The sequence below is a fragment of the Pseudomonas sp. TH37 genome, assembly GCF_016650735.1.
GTDB classification, from domain to species: Bacteria; Pseudomonadota; Gammaproteobacteria; order Pseudomonadales; family Pseudomonadaceae; genus Aquipseudomonas; species Aquipseudomonas farris.
Window position 1 is genome coordinate 58,810 of the sequence record NZ_JAEKFD010000006.1, and the last position, 15,758, is coordinate 74,567.

General features: G+C 59.5%; 12 protein-coding genes. 6 read left to right on the forward strand and 6 right to left on the reverse strand.

What is annotated here, in order from left to right; genetic code table 11:
• The first annotated feature begins 156 nt into the window (after positions 1-156).
• Complete coding sequence (locus tag JFU11_RS16750; protein WP_201061412.1) at positions 157-1,959, forward strand: acyl-CoA dehydrogenase; 1,803 nt, start codon at positions 157-159, stop codon at positions 1,957-1,959.
• 146 nt (positions 1,960-2,105) lie between these two features.
• Here the strand turns inward: JFU11_RS16750 and JFU11_RS16755 are convergent, their stop codons facing one another.
• The 3 genes from JFU11_RS16755 to JFU11_RS16765 form a co-directional block, all read right to left on the reverse strand.
• Entirely contained in the window at positions 2,106-4,055 is a 1,950-nt protein-coding gene (locus JFU11_RS16755; protein ID WP_201061414.1) for a methyl-accepting chemotaxis protein, read from the reverse strand.
• Between the two features lie 100 nt (positions 4,056-4,155).
• The gene (locus JFU11_RS16760; protein WP_048396096.1) at positions 4,156-4,458 is read right to left on the reverse strand and encodes a cell division protein ZapA; all 303 of its coding nucleotides are present in this window, start codon (positions 4,456-4,458) and stop codon (positions 4,156-4,158) included.
• Positions 4,455-4,685 carry a hypothetical protein gene (locus JFU11_RS16765; RefSeq protein ID WP_007903194.1) on the reverse strand — a complete coding sequence of 77 codons (231 nt, stop codon included), beginning with the start codon at positions 4,683-4,685 and terminating at the stop codon, positions 4,455-4,457. The genes JFU11_RS16760 and JFU11_RS16765 overlap by 4 nt, the downstream gene beginning before the upstream one ends.
• 275 nt (positions 4,686-4,960) lie before the next feature.
• Between JFU11_RS16765 and JFU11_RS16770 the strand changes: the two genes are divergently transcribed.
• The 4 genes from JFU11_RS16770 (at position 4,961) to selO (ending at position 13,475) form a co-directional block, all read left to right on the forward strand.
• The gene (locus tag JFU11_RS16770) at positions 4,961-6,586 is read left to right on the forward strand and encodes a methyl-accepting chemotaxis protein (RefSeq protein ID WP_201061417.1); all 1,626 of its coding nucleotides are present in this window, start codon (positions 4,961-4,963) and stop codon (positions 6,584-6,586) included.
• Between the two features lie 249 nt (positions 6,587-6,835).
• Positions 6,836-8,578 carry a potassium/proton antiporter gene (locus tag JFU11_RS16775; protein ID WP_201061419.1) on the forward strand — a complete coding sequence of 581 codons (1,743 nt, stop codon included), beginning with the start codon at positions 6,836-6,838 and terminating at the stop codon, positions 8,576-8,578.
• Between the two features lie 34 nt (positions 8,579-8,612).
• Entirely contained in the window at positions 8,613-11,963 is a 3,351-nt protein-coding gene (gene mscK / locus JFU11_RS16780) for a mechanosensitive channel MscK (protein WP_123721550.1), read from the forward strand.
• A 48-nt stretch (positions 11,964-12,011) separates the two neighbouring features.
• Positions 12,012-13,475, forward strand: a complete 1,464-nt coding sequence (gene selO / locus JFU11_RS16785; RefSeq protein WP_123721551.1) for a protein adenylyltransferase SelO — start codon at positions 12,012-12,014, stop codon at positions 13,473-13,475.
• Between the two features lie 5 nt (positions 13,476-13,480).
• On the opposite strand, the gene JFU11_RS16790 is transcribed toward selO, so the two are convergent.
• A complete protein-coding gene (locus tag JFU11_RS16790) occupies positions 13,481-13,882 on the reverse strand; it encodes a transcriptional regulator (protein ID WP_123721552.1) in 402 nt (133 codons plus the stop codon).
• Positions 13,879-14,175, reverse strand: a complete 297-nt coding sequence (locus JFU11_RS16795) for a type II toxin-antitoxin system HigB family toxin (protein WP_123721553.1) — start codon at positions 14,173-14,175, stop codon at positions 13,879-13,881. Before JFU11_RS16795 ends, JFU11_RS16790 begins: the two co-directional genes overlap by 4 nt.
• Positions 14,176-14,369: 194 nt before the next feature.
• Between JFU11_RS16795 and trxC the strand changes: the two genes are divergently transcribed.
• Entirely contained in the window at positions 14,370-14,804 is a 435-nt protein-coding gene (trxC, locus tag JFU11_RS16800) for a thioredoxin TrxC (protein ID WP_201061421.1), read from the forward strand.
• Between the two features lie 130 nt (positions 14,805-14,934).
• On the opposite strand, the gene JFU11_RS16805 is transcribed toward trxC, so the two are convergent.
• A complete protein-coding gene (locus JFU11_RS16805) occupies positions 14,935-15,705 on the reverse strand; it encodes a ParA family protein (protein ID WP_008009127.1) in 771 nt (256 codons plus the stop codon).
• Positions 15,706-15,758 lie beyond the last annotated feature (53 nt).

Genomic DNA, 15,758 nt, shown 5'->3' on the forward strand with positions numbered 1-15,758 from the left:
ACTGGTCTGACGCCATCGCGGGCAAGCCCGCTCCCACAGTTGCTTGTATCGCCTGCTAAGCCGCCGCTCTGCTCCACCATCACGCTCATCAATCATCCTTTCAGCCCACCCTCCTCCCGCCTAGACTCGGTCCATTCCAAAAAAAGGTAGGCCGCCATGTCCGAGACGTTGCTCAGTTCCCGTAATCTGGCTTTCGAGCTGTATGAAGTCCTTGATGCCGAGGGCCTGACCCAGCGTGAGCGGTTTGCCGAGCACAACCGCGAGACGTTCGACGCGGCCATTGGCACGGCCCGCAGCATTGCCGAGAAGTTCTTTGCCCCGCACAACCGCAAGGGCGACGAGAACGAACCGCGCTATGAGGACGGTCAGGCGATTCTGATTCCGGAAGTGAAACCGGCGGTGGATGCCTTCCTCGAAGCAGGTTTCCTCAACGCCGCGCGCAGTTTCGATGCCGGCGGCATGCAACTTCCTACGCTGCTGTCGCAAGCGTGCTTTGCGCACTTTCAGTCGGCCAACGCGGCATCGACCTCTTATCCGTTCCTGACCATGGGCGCGGCGAACCTGATTGAAAGCTTCGGCACCGAGGAGCAGAAACAGCGCTTCTTGCAACCGATGATCGACGGCCGTTTCTTTGGCACCATGGCCCTCACCGAGCCGCATGCCGGCTCGTCGTTGTCGGATATTCGTACACGCGCCGAACCCGCGTCCGACGGCACCTATCGACTCAAGGGCAACAAGATCTTCATCTCTGGCGGCGATCACCCGCTGTCGGAAAACATCGTGCACATGGTGCTGGCCAAACTGCCGGACGCACCGGCCGGGGTGAAGGGCATTTCGCTGTTTATCGTGCCCAAGTTTCTGGTCAACGATGACGGCAGTCTCGGCAAGCGCAACGACGTATTGCTGGCCGGGTTGTTCCACAAGATGGGCTGGCGCGGCACTACGTCCACCGCGCTGAATTTCGGCGACAACGGCGAGTGTGTCGGCTATCTGGTGGGCAAGCCGCACCACGGTTTGAGCTACATGTTCCAGATGATGAACGAGGCGCGGATCGGCGTCGGCATGGGCGCGGTGATGCTGGGTTACGCCGGTTATCTGTACTCACTGGAATACGCCCGCGAACGTCCGCAAGGTCGAGTGCCGGATAGCAAGGATCCGACCACCGCACCGGTGGCGATCATTCAGCATGCCGACGTCAGACGCATGCTGCTGACCCAGAAAGCCTACGTCGAAGGCGCGTTCGACCTCGGGTTGTACGCGGCGCGGCTGTTCGACGACACCACGACCCTTGAGAACGAAGCCGAGCGCAAACAGGCCCATGAGCTGCTGGATCTGCTGACGCCGATCGTCAAATCCTGGCCGTCGGAGTTTTGCCTGAAGGCCAATGAACTGGCGATCCAGATTCTCGGTGGCCACGGTTATACCCGTGAGTACCCGGTGGAGCAGTACTACCGCGACAACCGCCTGAACCCGATTCATGAAGGTACTCACGGCATTCAGTCGCTGGACTTGCTGGGGCGCAAGCTGGCCCAGAACGGGGGCGCGGGGCTCAAGCAACTGATCCGCCTGATCGCCAACACCGCCGAGCGAGCGCAGGCGTATGAATCACTGACGCCGCTGCGTGAATCGCTGGAGAAACTGGTGGCACGCCTGCAAACCGTGACCATCGGCCTGCTGACCGATCTGGCTCAGGGCAAGGTCAACAGCAGCCTGGCGAACTCGGCGCTGTATCTGAAAGTGTTCGGGCATATGGTGATTGGTTGGCGTTGGCTGGAACAGGCGATTCGCGCCGAGGAAGGATTGGCCAAGGGGAATGCGGCGGATGAGAGCTTTTATAAAGGCAAGCTGCAGGCGGCGCGGTATTTCCTGACGTGGGAAGTGCCGGGTTGTCACCATGAGCTGGCGATTCTTGAGGCGCGGGATGATGTGTGCCTGGCGATGCGGGATGAATGGTTCTGACCGAAGCTTTGTGGCGAAACTGGCATCCAATCGCGGGCAAGCCCGCTCCCACAGGGATCTCTGTTGTTCACAGATAATGTGTTCAACACCCAAATCCTGTGGGAGCGGGCTTGCCCGCGATGGCGTCAGTACAGGCAATACATTTATCAGCTCAACCGAAACCCACCCATCTGCCGCGCCAGATCATCCGCCAAGCGCTGCAACGTCTGACAGTCTTCCCGACAAGCCCTGACTTCCCCCGCCGTAGCCCGCGCCAAATCAGAAATCCCCTGCACGTTGCGGTTGATCTCTTCCGTCACCGCCGACTGCTCTTCCGTCGCCGTGGCCACCTGATGGTTCATGTCGCTGATGCGCTCGACCTGCCCGGTAATCGCCGTCAACGACGCCCCGGTGCGCTGACTCGACTCAACACCGGTGCCGGTCGCCGCTTGCCCGGCGTGCATGGAAGACACCGCATTCTCCGCGCCCTGCTTGAGGCTGCCGATCATCTGCTGGATCTCGTCGGTAGACGACTGAGTCCGCCGCGCCAGGGTCCGCACTTCATCGGCCACCACCGCAAACCCGCGGCCCATATCCCCAGCCCGCGCCGCTTCGATAGCCGCGTTGAGCGCCAGCAAATTGGTCTGCTCGGAAATCCCGCGAATCACCGCCAACACCTGATCGATTGACGCCACTTGGTGGGCCAACTCGCCCACCGCACCGGCAGCGATGCCGATCTCGTCGGACATGCTTTCGATATGCCGGATCGATCCGCCCACCACTTCCCGCGCCTGCAGCGCTTCATCCCGCGCGGTTTGCGAAGCGACGGCCGCGTTGCCGGCGTTTTGAGCGATTTCCTGCACGGTCAGGCCCATCTCGTGGACAGCGGTGGCGACCATGTCGGTCATTTCCTGCTGACGGCCTGAGCGTTCGGCCGTGTTGTCCACCACCCGCGCCACTTGGCCGACCGCCGTGCGCAAGCGCTCACTGGTGGCCAGGACTTCGCCGATCATGTCGCGCTGACTTTCCAGGAACCGATTGAAGCCGCGAGCGAGGTCACCCAGCTCATCGGCGCGGCTGGAATCTAACCTGTGGGTCAAATCTCCACCACCGCTACCGATGGCTACCAGCGCCGCCTTTACCTGACGAATCGGTCGCACCAATCCACGGGCCAGCAACACCACCAGCAACAGGCAAACCAGCGCCACCGCCAGACCGATGCCGCTGCTCATCCACATCGCGCGCCGGGCTTCGGCGTAGATCTGCGACTGCGGCACTTCGGCCACCAAGGTCCAGCCCAAATCACGCAGCGGCAGGCTCAATGCCAGAAAATCTTCGCCATCGCGGACAAAACTGCTGGTGGCGGACGCGGTGGAGGTAGAGAGCTGCCCCATGACCGCTTGCGCCGCCGGGGCGCCGATTTGCTCGACCAGCGTGCGTTTGCCGCTGAACTGCGTCTCGGGGTGAATCTGGATCAAACCGTCGGAGCGCACGAGATAGACCTTGCCGCGCTCACCGAAGTTGAAATTCTGGATCAACTCCGACAGCTCTTTCATGCTCAGGCCCAGCCCGGCGACGCCCACGACTTTGCCGGCCTGCTCGACCTTGAGGTCGATAAACAGCGCCAACTCACCGGTGGCGGTGTCATTGTCAATATTGAGGGTGCGCGGCTGGTTGCTGTCCAGGAAAGAATAGAACCAGGCGTCATTGGGATTGGAACGGCTGAGCGTCCGGTCCAGGCCTTTTTCAGTGATGTAATGGCTTGAAGCGGCCCCGATAATCAGCGCGGTAAAGGCTTTGTGCTCGGCGCGGATGCCTTCCAGATACTTCACAAATGTGGCGGTCTGGGCATTGTTCTCACCCCCGGCCAACCAGTCGCGCACCATGCTGTTACTGGCGATGTCCTTGGCGGCGGTGAGGGGTTGAACGAGGATTCGTTCGATGTCGTTGCGCATCGCCTCGATGCTCGACGGCAGCGCTTGTTCGACCAGATAGCGCTGGGCGAGGCGGTTGACCACGAGGGTATAAACGCCAACCACGATCAGAATACTGACCAGCAGGGCGGTGCCCATGCTCAGGATCAACTGCCATTGAATACTGCGTCGCCAGAAATGCATGGAGCACCCCCAAAGAATAAGAGGCTGAAACACTGCAACAGCCATGCCGATTGTATACAACGCAAGCGACAATTTATTCTTTGGTTGTGCGCAAAGCTGATCAGGCTTGATTGATTGTCTTGGCGATCACTTCAACCGTGGCGCTGACTTGCTCTTGGTAACGGTTGAGTTCCTCCTGATGACGCTTTTGCATTTCGATCTGCTGCGAGCACAGATTCATCGCCGCCAGCACCAGCAAGCGGTCACCGATCAGCGTCGGGTATTTCTTTTTAGTCTCGGCCAAGGCGGCCTTCAACATTAATGCGGCGTCCAGCAGGGTCTGCTCTTCCCCGGCCGGCGCCTTGATCGAATAGTCCTCCCCCAGAATCGAGACGACTTTTACCCCTGCGGCGCCGTAACTCATGCGCTGACAGGGCCGGCGCTGACGCGCTCAACCAAGGCCTGAATGCGTGCCGCGGTGGCGCCTTGCTTCTCTTCCTGTTCCATCAAGCTCAGTTGCAGGCTTTCGTTTTCATCCTTGACCTGGGCCAGTTCTGCACTCAGGGATTGATTGGTGCCGAGCAGGGTCTGGTTCTGCTGTACCAGGTCGCTGACCAGTTGTTCCAATTGGCTTAGGGATGCTTCCAACATTTTGATTTTCCGGGCATTTTCAAAGGGCGCGTACGATAAAGAAAAGTCACCACAGATGCCAGGGTTATGCAGGCGCAAGGCCTTGATTTTCCTGGCGGGCGACCTTCCTCGCGAGTTTTAAAGACTGTGATTGGCGGTTCTGGTTCCTGCACTTCGTCGCCGCGGCCCTTCTGCGACAAAAGCGCGCAGCGCCTCAAGACTTTAGTCGCATGACCGATAAGTCATGCATGCAACAGTCTCAGCCCCGCACAGATGTGCTTTTTTCGGTGAAAACCATGTCCTTACGAAATATGAATATCGCACCGCGGGCCTTCCTCGGTTTTGCCTTGATAGGCAGCTTGATGCTGGTTCTGGGGGTGTTCGCGCTGAACCAGATGAGCAAGATTCGCGGCGCCGCCGAGGAAATCACCTCGAACAGCGTACCGAGCATTAAAAGCCTCGACGAGTTCACTCAGCTAACCCTGCGCCTGCGTGTCCTGTCTTACCGTCTGTTGGTGAACCGCGAGCCGGACGTCCAGCAGAAAACCATGGACCTGCTGGAAACCCGTAACCAACAGATCCGAGCGGCTCAAGCCGTCTACGAAAAACTGATCGCCAGCCCGCAGGAACGTGCGGCCTATGATCAGTATGTGCAGCTGCTGGGGCAGTATCGCCAGATCGAAGACCGGATGAAGAGCCTGTCGCGCAACAATCAGCTCGACGAACTGCGCACATTGGTCAACACCGATTTGCTGAACAACTCTGAAGCCATCAACACCGTGCTCAACCGTTTGCTGGAGATCAACACTCAGCAGACCCTCGACACCAACCAGCAAGCTGCCGAGGAGTACTCATCAGCCTTCAACCTGACGGTGACCCTGCTGGTCATCGCCACCGGTCTTACCCTGCTGTTCGCCTGGCTGCTGACCAACAGCATCACCAAGCCAATTGCCAACGCCCTGAGCGCCGCCGAAGAAATTGCTGAAGGCAACCTGACACGCCCGATCATGGTCGATGGTGAAGACGAAGCCGGTCGCCTGCTGGCCGCGATGGCGAAGATGCAGGACAAACTGCGCGACACCCTGCAACGGATTTCCGGTTCGGCCACGCAACTGGCCTCCGCCGCGGAAGAGCTCAACAGCGTCACCGACGAAAGCGCCCGTGGCCTGACCCAGCAGAACAACGAAATCGAACAGGCTGCCACCGCCGTCAACGAAATGACCAGCGCCGTGGAAGAAGTTGCCCGCAACGCCGTGAGCACCTCCGAAGCCTCGAAAAACGCCACCACTTCGGCGGGTGACGGTCGTGACCTGGTACAGGAAACCGTGAGTGCCATCGAGCGCATGAGCGCCGACGTACAGAGCACCGCCACCCTGATCGGCGACCTGGCCAACGAGTCGCGAGACATCGGCAAAGTGCTGGACGTGATTCGCGGCCTGGCTGATCAGACGAACTTGTTGGCGTTGAACGCCGCCATCGAAGCAGCTCGTGCCGGTGAAGCCGGTCGTGGTTTCGCAGTGGTCGCCGACGAAGTGCGCGCCCTGGCCCATCGCACCCAGCAGTCGACCAGCGAAATCGAACGCATGATCGGCAGCATCCAGAGCGGCACCGAACACGCAGTGGATTCGATGCGCAACAGCACCGAGCGGGCTGAATCGACCTTGAATATCGCTCGCGGTGCAGGCATGTCGCTGGACACTATTAATAGCGCCATCGTCGAAATCAACGAACGCAACCTGGTGATCGCCAGCGCGGCCGAAGAACAGGCGCAAGTGGCCCGTGAAGTGGACCGCAATCTGGTGAACATTCGTGACCTGTCGGTGCAATCGGCCACCGGTGCCAACCAGACGAGCGCGGCCAGCAACGAGCTGTCGCGCCTGGCGCTGGACCTGAACAACATGGTTGGGCGGTTTAGTCTGTAACCCTGTGGCGAGGGGGCTTGCCCCCGTTCGGCTGCGCAGCAGTCGTAAAACCTGGGCCGCTACGCGACCCAACGGGGGCAAGCCCCCTCGCCACAGCAAGCTCCCTCGCCACAGTGGTCACACCCGGCTCAAGCGGGTGTACATCGTTAAAAGCTTTTTGACAGCATCACATTTCAACAGGTTAGAATCGCTGGCACGCAGACTGCATGGTCAGTTTGTGCCCGCCTTTAGCTTTCTGGAGTACTGCCTTTGAATGCGACGACCATCAACAGCCTGTTCTTGATCGGCGCGTTGCTGGTAGGTGCGAGCATTCTGGTGAGCTCACTTTCATCGCGCCTCGGTATCCCGATTCTGGTGATCATCCTCGCGGTGGGCATGGCGGCTGGTGTCGACGGTGCCGGCATTATTTTCGATAACTACCCAACGGCTTATCTGGTCGGCAACCTCGCCCTGGCAGTGATCCTGCTCGACGGCGGCTTGCGCACCCGGGTGGCGAGTTTCCGCGTGGCGTTATGGCCTGCGCTGTCGCTGGCTACAGTCGGGGTGTTGATCACCACGGGGCTGACCGGGATGGCGGCGGCGTGGTTGTTCGACCTTAATCTGATGCAAGGCCTGCTGATCGGCGCCATCGTCGGCTCCACCGACGCCGCGGCCGTGTTCTCGCTGCTGGGCGGCAAGGGCCTGAACGAACGGGTGAGCGCGAGCCTGGAGATCGAATCCGGCAGCAACGATCCGATGGCGGTGTTCCTCACCGTGACCCTGATCGACATGCTCGCCAGTGGCGAAACCGGGCTGCACTGGAATCTGCTCCTGCATTTGATGCGCGAGTTCGGCATCGGCGGTGTGATCGGCCTCGGCGGTGGCTGGCTCATGCTGCAACTGGTCAACCGTATCCACCTGGCCACCGGCCTTTATCCGATTCTGGTCATCGCTGGCGGTCTAGTGGTGTTTGCCCTGACCAACGCCCTGCACGGCAGCGGCTTTTTGGCGGTGTATCTGTGTGGCCTGGTGATCGGCAACCGCCCGGTCCGCAGTCGCCATGGCATTCTGCACATGCTCGACGGCATGGCCTGGCTGGCACAGATCGGCATGTTCCTGGTGCTGGGGCTGTTGGTTACGCCCCATGACCTGCTGCCGATCGCCCTGCCGGCGCTGGGCCTGGCGCTGTGGATGATTCTGTTTGCCCGTCCGCTATCGGTGCTGGTCGGCCTGTTGCCCTTCAAGGCGTTCCATGGCCGCGAAAAAGCATTCATTTCCTGGGTTGGCCTGCGCGGCGCAGTACCGATCATTCTGGCGGTGTTCCCGCTGATGGCGGGGCTGCCCAATGCTCAGCTCTACTTCAATCTGGCGTTCTTTATCGTCCTGGTCTCGCTGCTGGTGCAAGGCACAAGCCTGCCCTGGGTTGCCAAGCTCTTGAAAGTGACCGTCCCGCCGGAGCCATTGCCGATCTCTCGATCGGCGCTGGAAGTGCATGTCACCAGCGAGTGGGAGCTGTTCGTGTACCGCCTTGGTGCCGAGAAATGGTGCATTGGATCCCCTCTTCGCGAGCTGAAAATGCCCGAAGGTACCCGTATCGCAGCCCTGTTTCGTGGCCAACAACTGCTCCATCCGTCGGGTAGTACGGTGCTCGAAGTCGATGATTTGCTCTGCGTAATCGGCCATGAACACAACCTTCCGGCCCTCGGAAAACTCTTCAGTCAGGCACCGCAACGGGGTCTGGATTTGCGCTTCTTCGGCGACTTCGTACTTGAAGGAGACGCCCAGCTGGGCGCGGTTGCTGCCCTGTACGGGTTGAAAGTCGAAGGCATCGATCCGAACATGTCGTTGGGCCACTTCATTGCCCAGAAAGTGGGCGGTGCACCCGTAGTTGGTGACCAGGTGGAATGGAACAACACCCTCTGGACCGTCGCTGTCATGGAAGGGAACAAGATTGGTAAGGTAGGCGTCAGATTCCCCGAAGGAAGTCGCCCCGGACCGGGACTCTTCCTCTAAACTCCATTCTTCGCCTCGTTTTCGATCGGTCTCTATGTCAACCCTGCGCACTTTTATCATCATGGCCCTGCTGGGCTTGAGTCTTTCCATCAGCACGCTGCAAGCCGCCGAACCGCCGTCCAGCGAAGCCGTGCAGGCGAGCCTGAACAAGATCGCCGACCGCAAACTGCCGGAAGCCGATCAAAAGGCCCTGCAAGCGGTCTTGCAGAGCACGCTCACCCAACTCAACAACCAGAGCGATTACGATCAGAAGCTGGTTAATCTCAAGCAGCAGCTGACCAATGCGCCAAAGCAGAACATTGAGAACCAGCGCGAACTGACCCGTCTCAAGGCCACCAAAGTGGTTCCGGTGGCGCAACGCTATACCAAAGAGACCATTCAGCAGCTTGAGCAATTGCTGACCGAACGCTCCACCCAGCAAAGCGATCTGCAAAAAGCCCTGGCCGAGGCGAACAGCCTGATCATTACCGCCCAGACCCGCCCCGAGCGCGCCCAAGCCGAAATATCTGCCAGCCAGACGCGCATCCAGCAGATCAATAACATCCTCAAGCTTGGCAAGGACAGCGGCAAGACCTTGACCCCTGAGCAACGCGATCAGCTCAACGCTGAACTCGCGGCACTGAACGCCTTGATACCGTTGCGTCGCCAGGAACTGGCCGGCAACAGCCTGTTGCAGGATTTGGGTAACAGTCAGCATGACTTGCTCTCGGAGAAATCCGATCGCTTGGATCAGGAGATCCAGGAGCTGCAAACCCTGATCAACCAGAAACGCCTGGCCCAGTCGCAAGAGACAGTGACCCAGCAGTCCATCGAAGCGCAGAAGGCTGGCGGCAGCAGCCTGCTGGCTACCGAAAGCGCGGCCAACCTGAAGCTCTCCGACTACCTGCTCAAAAGCACCGATCGTCTCAACGAAGTCACCCAACAGAATCTGCAGACCAAACAGCAACTGGACAGCGTGACCCAGAGCGATTCGGCGCTGGACGAACAGATCAACGTGCTCAAGGGCAGCCTGCTGCTCTCCAAGATTCTCTACAAACAGAAACAGGCCCTGCCGCGCCTCAAGCTCGACCGCGATCTGGCCGACCAGATCGCCGACATTCGCCTGTATCAGTTCGAAGTCAGCCAGCAACGGGAACTGCTCAGCAACCCGACAACCTATGTCGATAACCTGCTGGCGACTCAACCGCCCGAGCAAGTCACCCCGCAACTGCGCAAGAGCCTGCTGGAACTGGCCACCACCCGCGCGGACCTGCTGGAGCGTTTGAATCGCGAACTGAGCGCGGTGCTCAACGAATCCATCACGCTGCAACTCAACCAGAAGCAACTGCTCAGCACCGCGCAAAGTCTGCGGGCTACGCTGGACGAGCAAATGTTCTGGATTCCCAGCAACAAGCCGCTGGACCTTGAGTGGATGCGCGGCGTGCCAGAACGCCTGGAACGTCAGGTCACCACCCTGCCTTGGGCCTCAAGCCTGAGCGAACTGACCGATGGCCTGACGCAGCGGCCGCTGCTGTTTCTGCCGCTGGCCTTTCTGATCGGAGCGCTGCTGTGGCGCCGCAAAAACCTCTATGCCCGCCTGAATAAAGTTCACCTGGACATCGGCCATTTCAAACGCGACAGCCAGTGGCACACACCGCAAGCGATTCTGATCAACATCCTGCTGGCGATGCCCGTCGCCCTGGGTTTGGCCTTGTGCGGCCTGGCGTTGCAAATCGACGCCCGCGGGCAGAACGCCAATATGGGCGCGGCGCTGCTGCAAATGGCCCAGGCCTGGCTGGTGTTCTATACCGCCTACCGTATCCTCGCGCCGGGCGGCGTCGCCGAATTGCATTTCCGTTGGGAAAAACCTCAGGTCGAATTCCTTCAAGGCTGGATACGCCGACTCGGCCTGGTGGTGATGGCTTTGGTGGCGGTAGTAGCAGTCGCCGAGTTGCAACCAGCGATTCTGGCCGATGACGTGCTCGGCATGCCGGTTGTGCTGACCTGCTACGCCTTGATGGCCTGGCTACTCAGCCGTCTGCTGGTTAGCAGCCCGACTCACCAGAACGCTTCACTGTTCCGCAAGGCCGTGGGAGTTCTGTTCACCGCCCTGCCAATCGCGTTGTTCGTCGCCGTGTGCTTTGGCTACTACTACACCGCGCTGAAACTCAGCGACCGGTTGATCAACACGCTTTACCTGCTGATGTTCTGGCTGGTGATCGAAGCGACCTTCGTGCGCGGCCTCAGCGTTGCGGCACGGCGCCTGGCCTATCAACGCGCACTGGCCAAACGTCAGGCAGCGAAAGAGGCTGGCGACGGCGAAGCGGTGATCGAAGAGCCGACCCTGGACATCGAGAAGGTCAACGAGCAGTCCCTGCGACTGATCCGTCTGGCCCTGCTCGGCGGTTTCATCGCGGCGTTGTATTGGGTCTGGTCCGATCTGATCTCGGTATTCTCATACCTGGACAACATCACCCTCTACGAATACACCAGCGGCACCGGTGCCAACATGAGCATGGTGCCAATCAGCATCGGCGACATGCTTGGCGCGTTGATCATCATCGGTATCACCTTTGCACTGGCGCGCAACTTGCCGGGTTTGCTGGAAGTGTTTGTGCTGTCGAAGCTGAACCTGGCTCAGGGCAGTGCCTACGCCACGACCACGCTGCTGTCCTATGTGATCGCCGGCATCGGTTTCGTTTCGACCCTGTCCACGCTCGGCGTGAGCTGGGACAAGTTGCAATGGCTGGTGGCGGCACTGTCGGTCGGTCTCGGTTTCGGGATGCAGGAGATTTTCGCCAACTTCATCTCCGGCATCATGATCCTGTTCGAGCGCCCGGTGCGGATCGGCGACACCATCACCATCGGCAACCTGTCGGGCACGGTGAGCAAGATCCGCATCCGCGCCACGACCATCACCGACTTCGACCGCAAGGACATCATCGTCCCGAACAAGACGTTCATCACCGGGCAACTGATCAACTGGTCCCTGACCGACACCATCACCCGGGTGACCCTCAAGCTCGGTGTCGACTACGGCTCGGACCTGGACCTGGTGAAAGAGCTGCTGCTCAAGGCTGCCCGGGACAACCCGCGCGTACTGAAGGATCCAGAGCCTCACGTGTACTTCCTGAACTTCGGCGAAAGCACTCTCGACCACGAGTTGCGCATGCACGTGCGCGACCTCGGCGACCGTAACCCGGTGCTCGACGAGGTCAACCGCTTCATAAATCGTGAGTTCAAGAAGCAGAAGATCAACATCTCGTTCCGGCAAATGGAGGTCTACCTCAAGAACCTTCACGGCCAGGAGTACAAGATGGTGCCGGTCGAGCCGGAAACCAAAACCATCGTGCCGCTGGCCGATGGCAAACCGCGGCACGAGCCGCCACCTGTCGAACTCGACTAACCGCTCTATCCCTAGCAGAATGCTCGGACATTCTGCTGGAGATGGCCGTTGAAAGCCCTCGACGAACTGACCTTCGACAATCGCTTCGCCCGCCTGGGCGATGCGTTCTCAACCCATGTGCTGCCCGAGCCCATCGCCGCGCCACGCTTGGTGGTCGCCAGCCCCGCCGCCATGGCGTTGCTGGACCTGGACCCGGCCGCGGCCGAAACACCGGTGTTCGCCGAGCTGTTCGGTGGCCACAAGCTCTGGGCCGAAGCCGAGCCTCGGGCAATGGTCTATTCCGGGCATCAGTTCGGTTCCTACAACCCGCAGTTGGGTGACGGTCGCGGCCTGTTACTGGGCGAGGTCTACAACGAGGCCGGCGAGCATTGGGACCTGCACCTCAAGGGCGCCGGCCAGACGCCTTACTCGCGCATGGGTGATGGACGGGCGGTGCTGCGTTCGTCGATCCGCGAGTTTCTCGCCTCCGAAGCCTTGCATGCCCTGAACATTCCCACCACTCGCGCACTGTGCGTGATCGGCTCCGACACGCCGGTCTGGCGCGAGAAACAGGAACGCGCGGCCATGGTCTTGCGCCTGGCACCGAGCCATGTGCGCTTCGGGCATTTCGAATTTTTCTACTACACCAAGCGCCCCGAGCAGCAGAAAGAACTCGGCAACCACGTGCTGGCCATGCATTTCCCACACTGCCTGGAACAACCGGAACCGTACCTGGCGATGTTCCGCGAAATCGTCGAGCGCAACGCCGAGCTGATCGCCAAATGGCAGGCCTATGGGTTCTGCCACGGAGTGATGAACACCGACAACATGTCGATCCTGGGCATCACCTTCGACTTCGGCCCGTTCGCCTTCCTCGACGACTTCGACGCCCACTTCATCTGCAACCATTCCGATGATCAGGGTCGTTACTCCTTCAGCAACCAGGTGCCGATCGGCCAGTGGAACCTCAGCGCCCTCGCCCAGGCCCTGACGCCATTCATCAGCGTCGAAGCCCTGCGCGAAACCCTCGGCCTGTACCTGCCGCTCTTTCAGGCCCACTACCTGGACCTGATGCGCCGCCGCCTCGGCCTCACCACTGCCGAAGATGACGACCAGAAACTGCTGGAACACCTGCTGCAACTGATGCAGAACAGCGGCGTCGATTACAGCCTGTTCTTCCGCCGCCTGGGGGATGAGTCACCCGAAATGGCCATCAGCCGCTTGCGCGATGACTTCGTCGACATCAAGGGCTTCGATACGTGGGGCGAGCTCTACATCGCCCGGGTTGCTCGTGAAGGTGGGGTTGACCAGGAACAGCGCCGCAAACGAATGCATGCGGTCAATCCGCTGTACATCCTGCGTAACTATCTGGCGCAGAAAGCCATCGATGCGGCGGAAAGTGGCGACTATGCAGAAGTTCGTCGTTTGCACGCGGTATTGAGCAATCCGTTCGAGGAGCAGCCTGGAATGGAGAGCTATGCCGAGCGGCCGCCGGAGTGGGGTAAGCATCTGGAGATCAGTTGTTCGTCGTAGGCGGGTCAGATAAACGTCTCCACTGACACACCAAAGCGTTCGGCTAACCAGCGGATCTGCCGCAGGTTGAGCTGACGCTTGCCGCTCAATATCTCGGAAACCACCGACTGAGTGCCAACGCCGGGCAGGTCGCTCTGGCTGAGGCCGTGTTCGCGCATCATATAGCCGAGAACCTCTGCACCAGAGGCCTCGCGCATGGGGTGATGCTTGCGATCCCACTCCGCAATCCAGTCACCGATGATATCCACCAAGCTCATCAACGGGTGCGACTCATCATCCCCGGTCATCTCAAGCAATTCATCGAGTGCCTGCGCCAACCTGTCGTAGTCGTCTTCGTTTTTCGGTTTTCGAAGCAATGGCGAGACGAACTCCCAATGCTCGGCAGCCTTTTTGATCAGAACACTCATGACCTTCCCTCCTTCCATTTACCGCGGTCATATTCGCGGTGATCCAGCACATGCTTGATATAAAGCTTTTGAGACCGATACCTGACGAAAGCGATCAGCCGCAACTTGTTGCCACCGATGTCGAACACATGAAACTCGCCGACTTTGTCAGTCGCGGGAAAAATCGACTTCATCGCCGCGAAGTCTCTTGGGTTACTCCCTTTGGCAAGTCGATACCACTGCTCCAGTGCATTGGCTGCCCGCGGCCACTTTTCCTTGGCCTCACGGACTGGTTTTTCGGTGAACACATGCATGCAACATCCTTATCGCATTCTGCTATGGAGGTTAATCACAGATAAAAAATATCGCAAGTTGCGATAATTCTAAGCAGACCAACGGTGTCGCTCAGTACAACCCAGCCTAGTTACATCGCAGGTCGCTGCACGATTGAAAACATGAGCAAACGTCTCCAAATAGAAGTAATCGGCTTCTTAACAGGACCATCCTCATGACTGACCCACTCCTCATCCCCTGCCCCCATTGCAACGGGCTGAATCGCATTCCCGCCGAGCGTCTCAATGACCACCCAAAGTGCGGCCGCTGCAAGGCCGAAGTCCTGCTCAACAAGCCGTTCGAATTGAAGCAAGGCGATTACGCCAGTCAGATCAAGGGCGACCTGCCGTTGCTGGTGGACATGTGGGCGGACTGGTGCGGGCCGTGCAAGTCGTTTGCGCCGGTGTTCGAGCAAGCGGCGGGTCAGTTGGCGGGCAAGTGTCGGTTGGCCAAGCTGGACAGCGAGGCGAATCAGCAATTGTCGGCACAGCTGGGGATTCGCTCGATTCCGAGCCTGATTCTGTTCAAGAACGGCCGGGAAGTGGCTCGCCAGAGCGGGGCCTTCCCGTTGCCGCAGTTGATGAGCTGGCTGCGTAGCCAAGGGATTTAGAGTCACCACAAATAAATGTGGGAGCGAGCCTGCTCGCGAAGAGGGCTTCACATTCAACATCTCTGTTGACTGGACTTCCGCTTTCGCGAGCAGGCTCGCTCCCACAGTGGTTCGGTGTTGTTTGCAGGAATCAGGCGTTTTCGAGAAGGTTGTGCAGGTCAACAAACTGCTGGGTCAGTTTGTGCCGCGGGTCGAGGTGGATCAGCGGCGTGTTGGCCTGGTGGGATTCGCGCATGCGCACCGAGCTGGCCAGATACACCGGCAACACCGGTAGCCCTTCGGCGATCAGTTCGTCGAGGATTTGCTGAGGCAAACTGGCGCGGGCCTGGAACTGGTTGACGACGATGCCTTCGACTTCCAGCCCTTCGTTGTGGTCTTCCTTCAATTCTTCGATTTCCGCCAGCAGGCCATACAGCGCCTGACGCGAGAAACTGTCGCAGTCGAAGGGAATCAGTACACGATCAGCGGCGATCAAGGCCGAGACGGCATAGAAATTCAGTGCTGGCGGCGTATCGAGGTAGATTCGGTCGTAATCGCCGTCCAGCTCCTCGAGCAATTTACGCAGCTTGTTGATCTTGTGCTTGGCCTCAAGCTTGGGCTGCAAGTCCGCCAGCTCGGCGGTGGCGGTGACGACGTGAAGGTTGTCGAATGGGGTTTCGTAAATGTCGACCTGGTTTTTCTTCGAGAACGGCCCGGAGGACAAAGTCTGCTTGAAGAAGTCAGCGATCCCCATCGGGATATCATCACCGGTGAGTCCTGTCAGGTATTGAGTGGAGTTGGCCTGAGCATCGAGATCCACCAACAACGTACGATAGCCTTCGCTGGCGCTGACCGCCGCCAGATTACAGGCAATGCTTGACTTGCCCACGCCACCTTTCTGATTGAACACCACGCGCCGCATGTCAAAACCTCCGTGTATCAAAGAATGACCGAGTGTAGTAGTCCACGGCGCTG

What these genes read in the sequence shown, in the direction of transcription:
- trxC (WP_201061421.1), top strand. Translation starts at nt 14,370, where the DNA reads ATGACTGACCCACTCCTCATCCCCTGCCCCCATTGCAACGGGCTGAAT.
- JFU11_RS16770 (WP_201061417.1), top strand. Translation starts at nt 4,961, where the DNA reads ATGTCCTTACGAAATATGAATATCGCACCGCGGGCCTTCCTCGGTTTT.
- JFU11_RS16790 (WP_123721552.1), bottom strand. Translation starts at nt 13,882, where the DNA reads ATGAGTGTTCTGATCAAAAAGGCTGCCGAGCATTGGGAGTTCGTCTCG.
- JFU11_RS16805 (WP_008009127.1), bottom strand. Translation starts at nt 15,705, where the DNA reads ATGCGGCGCGTGGTGTTCAATCAGAAAGGTGGCGTGGGCAAGTCAAGC.
- JFU11_RS16755 (WP_201061414.1), bottom strand. Translation starts at nt 4,055, where the DNA reads ATGCATTTCTGGCGACGCAGTATTCAATGGCAGTTGATCCTGAGCATG.
- JFU11_RS16765 (WP_007903194.1), bottom strand. Translation starts at nt 4,685, where the DNA reads ATGTTGGAAGCATCCCTAAGCCAATTGGAACAACTGGTCAGCGACCTG.
- JFU11_RS16750 (WP_201061412.1), top strand. Translation starts at nt 157, where the DNA reads ATGTCCGAGACGTTGCTCAGTTCCCGTAATCTGGCTTTCGAGCTGTAT.
- JFU11_RS16795 (WP_123721553.1), bottom strand. Translation starts at nt 14,175, where the DNA reads ATGCATGTGTTCACCGAAAAACCAGTCCGTGAGGCCAAGGAAAAGTGG.
- JFU11_RS16760 (WP_048396096.1), bottom strand. Translation starts at nt 4,458, where the DNA reads ATGAGTTACGGCGCCGCAGGGGTAAAAGTCGTCTCGATTCTGGGGGAG.
- mscK (WP_123721550.1), top strand. Translation starts at nt 8,613, where the DNA reads ATGTCAACCCTGCGCACTTTTATCATCATGGCCCTGCTGGGCTTGAGT.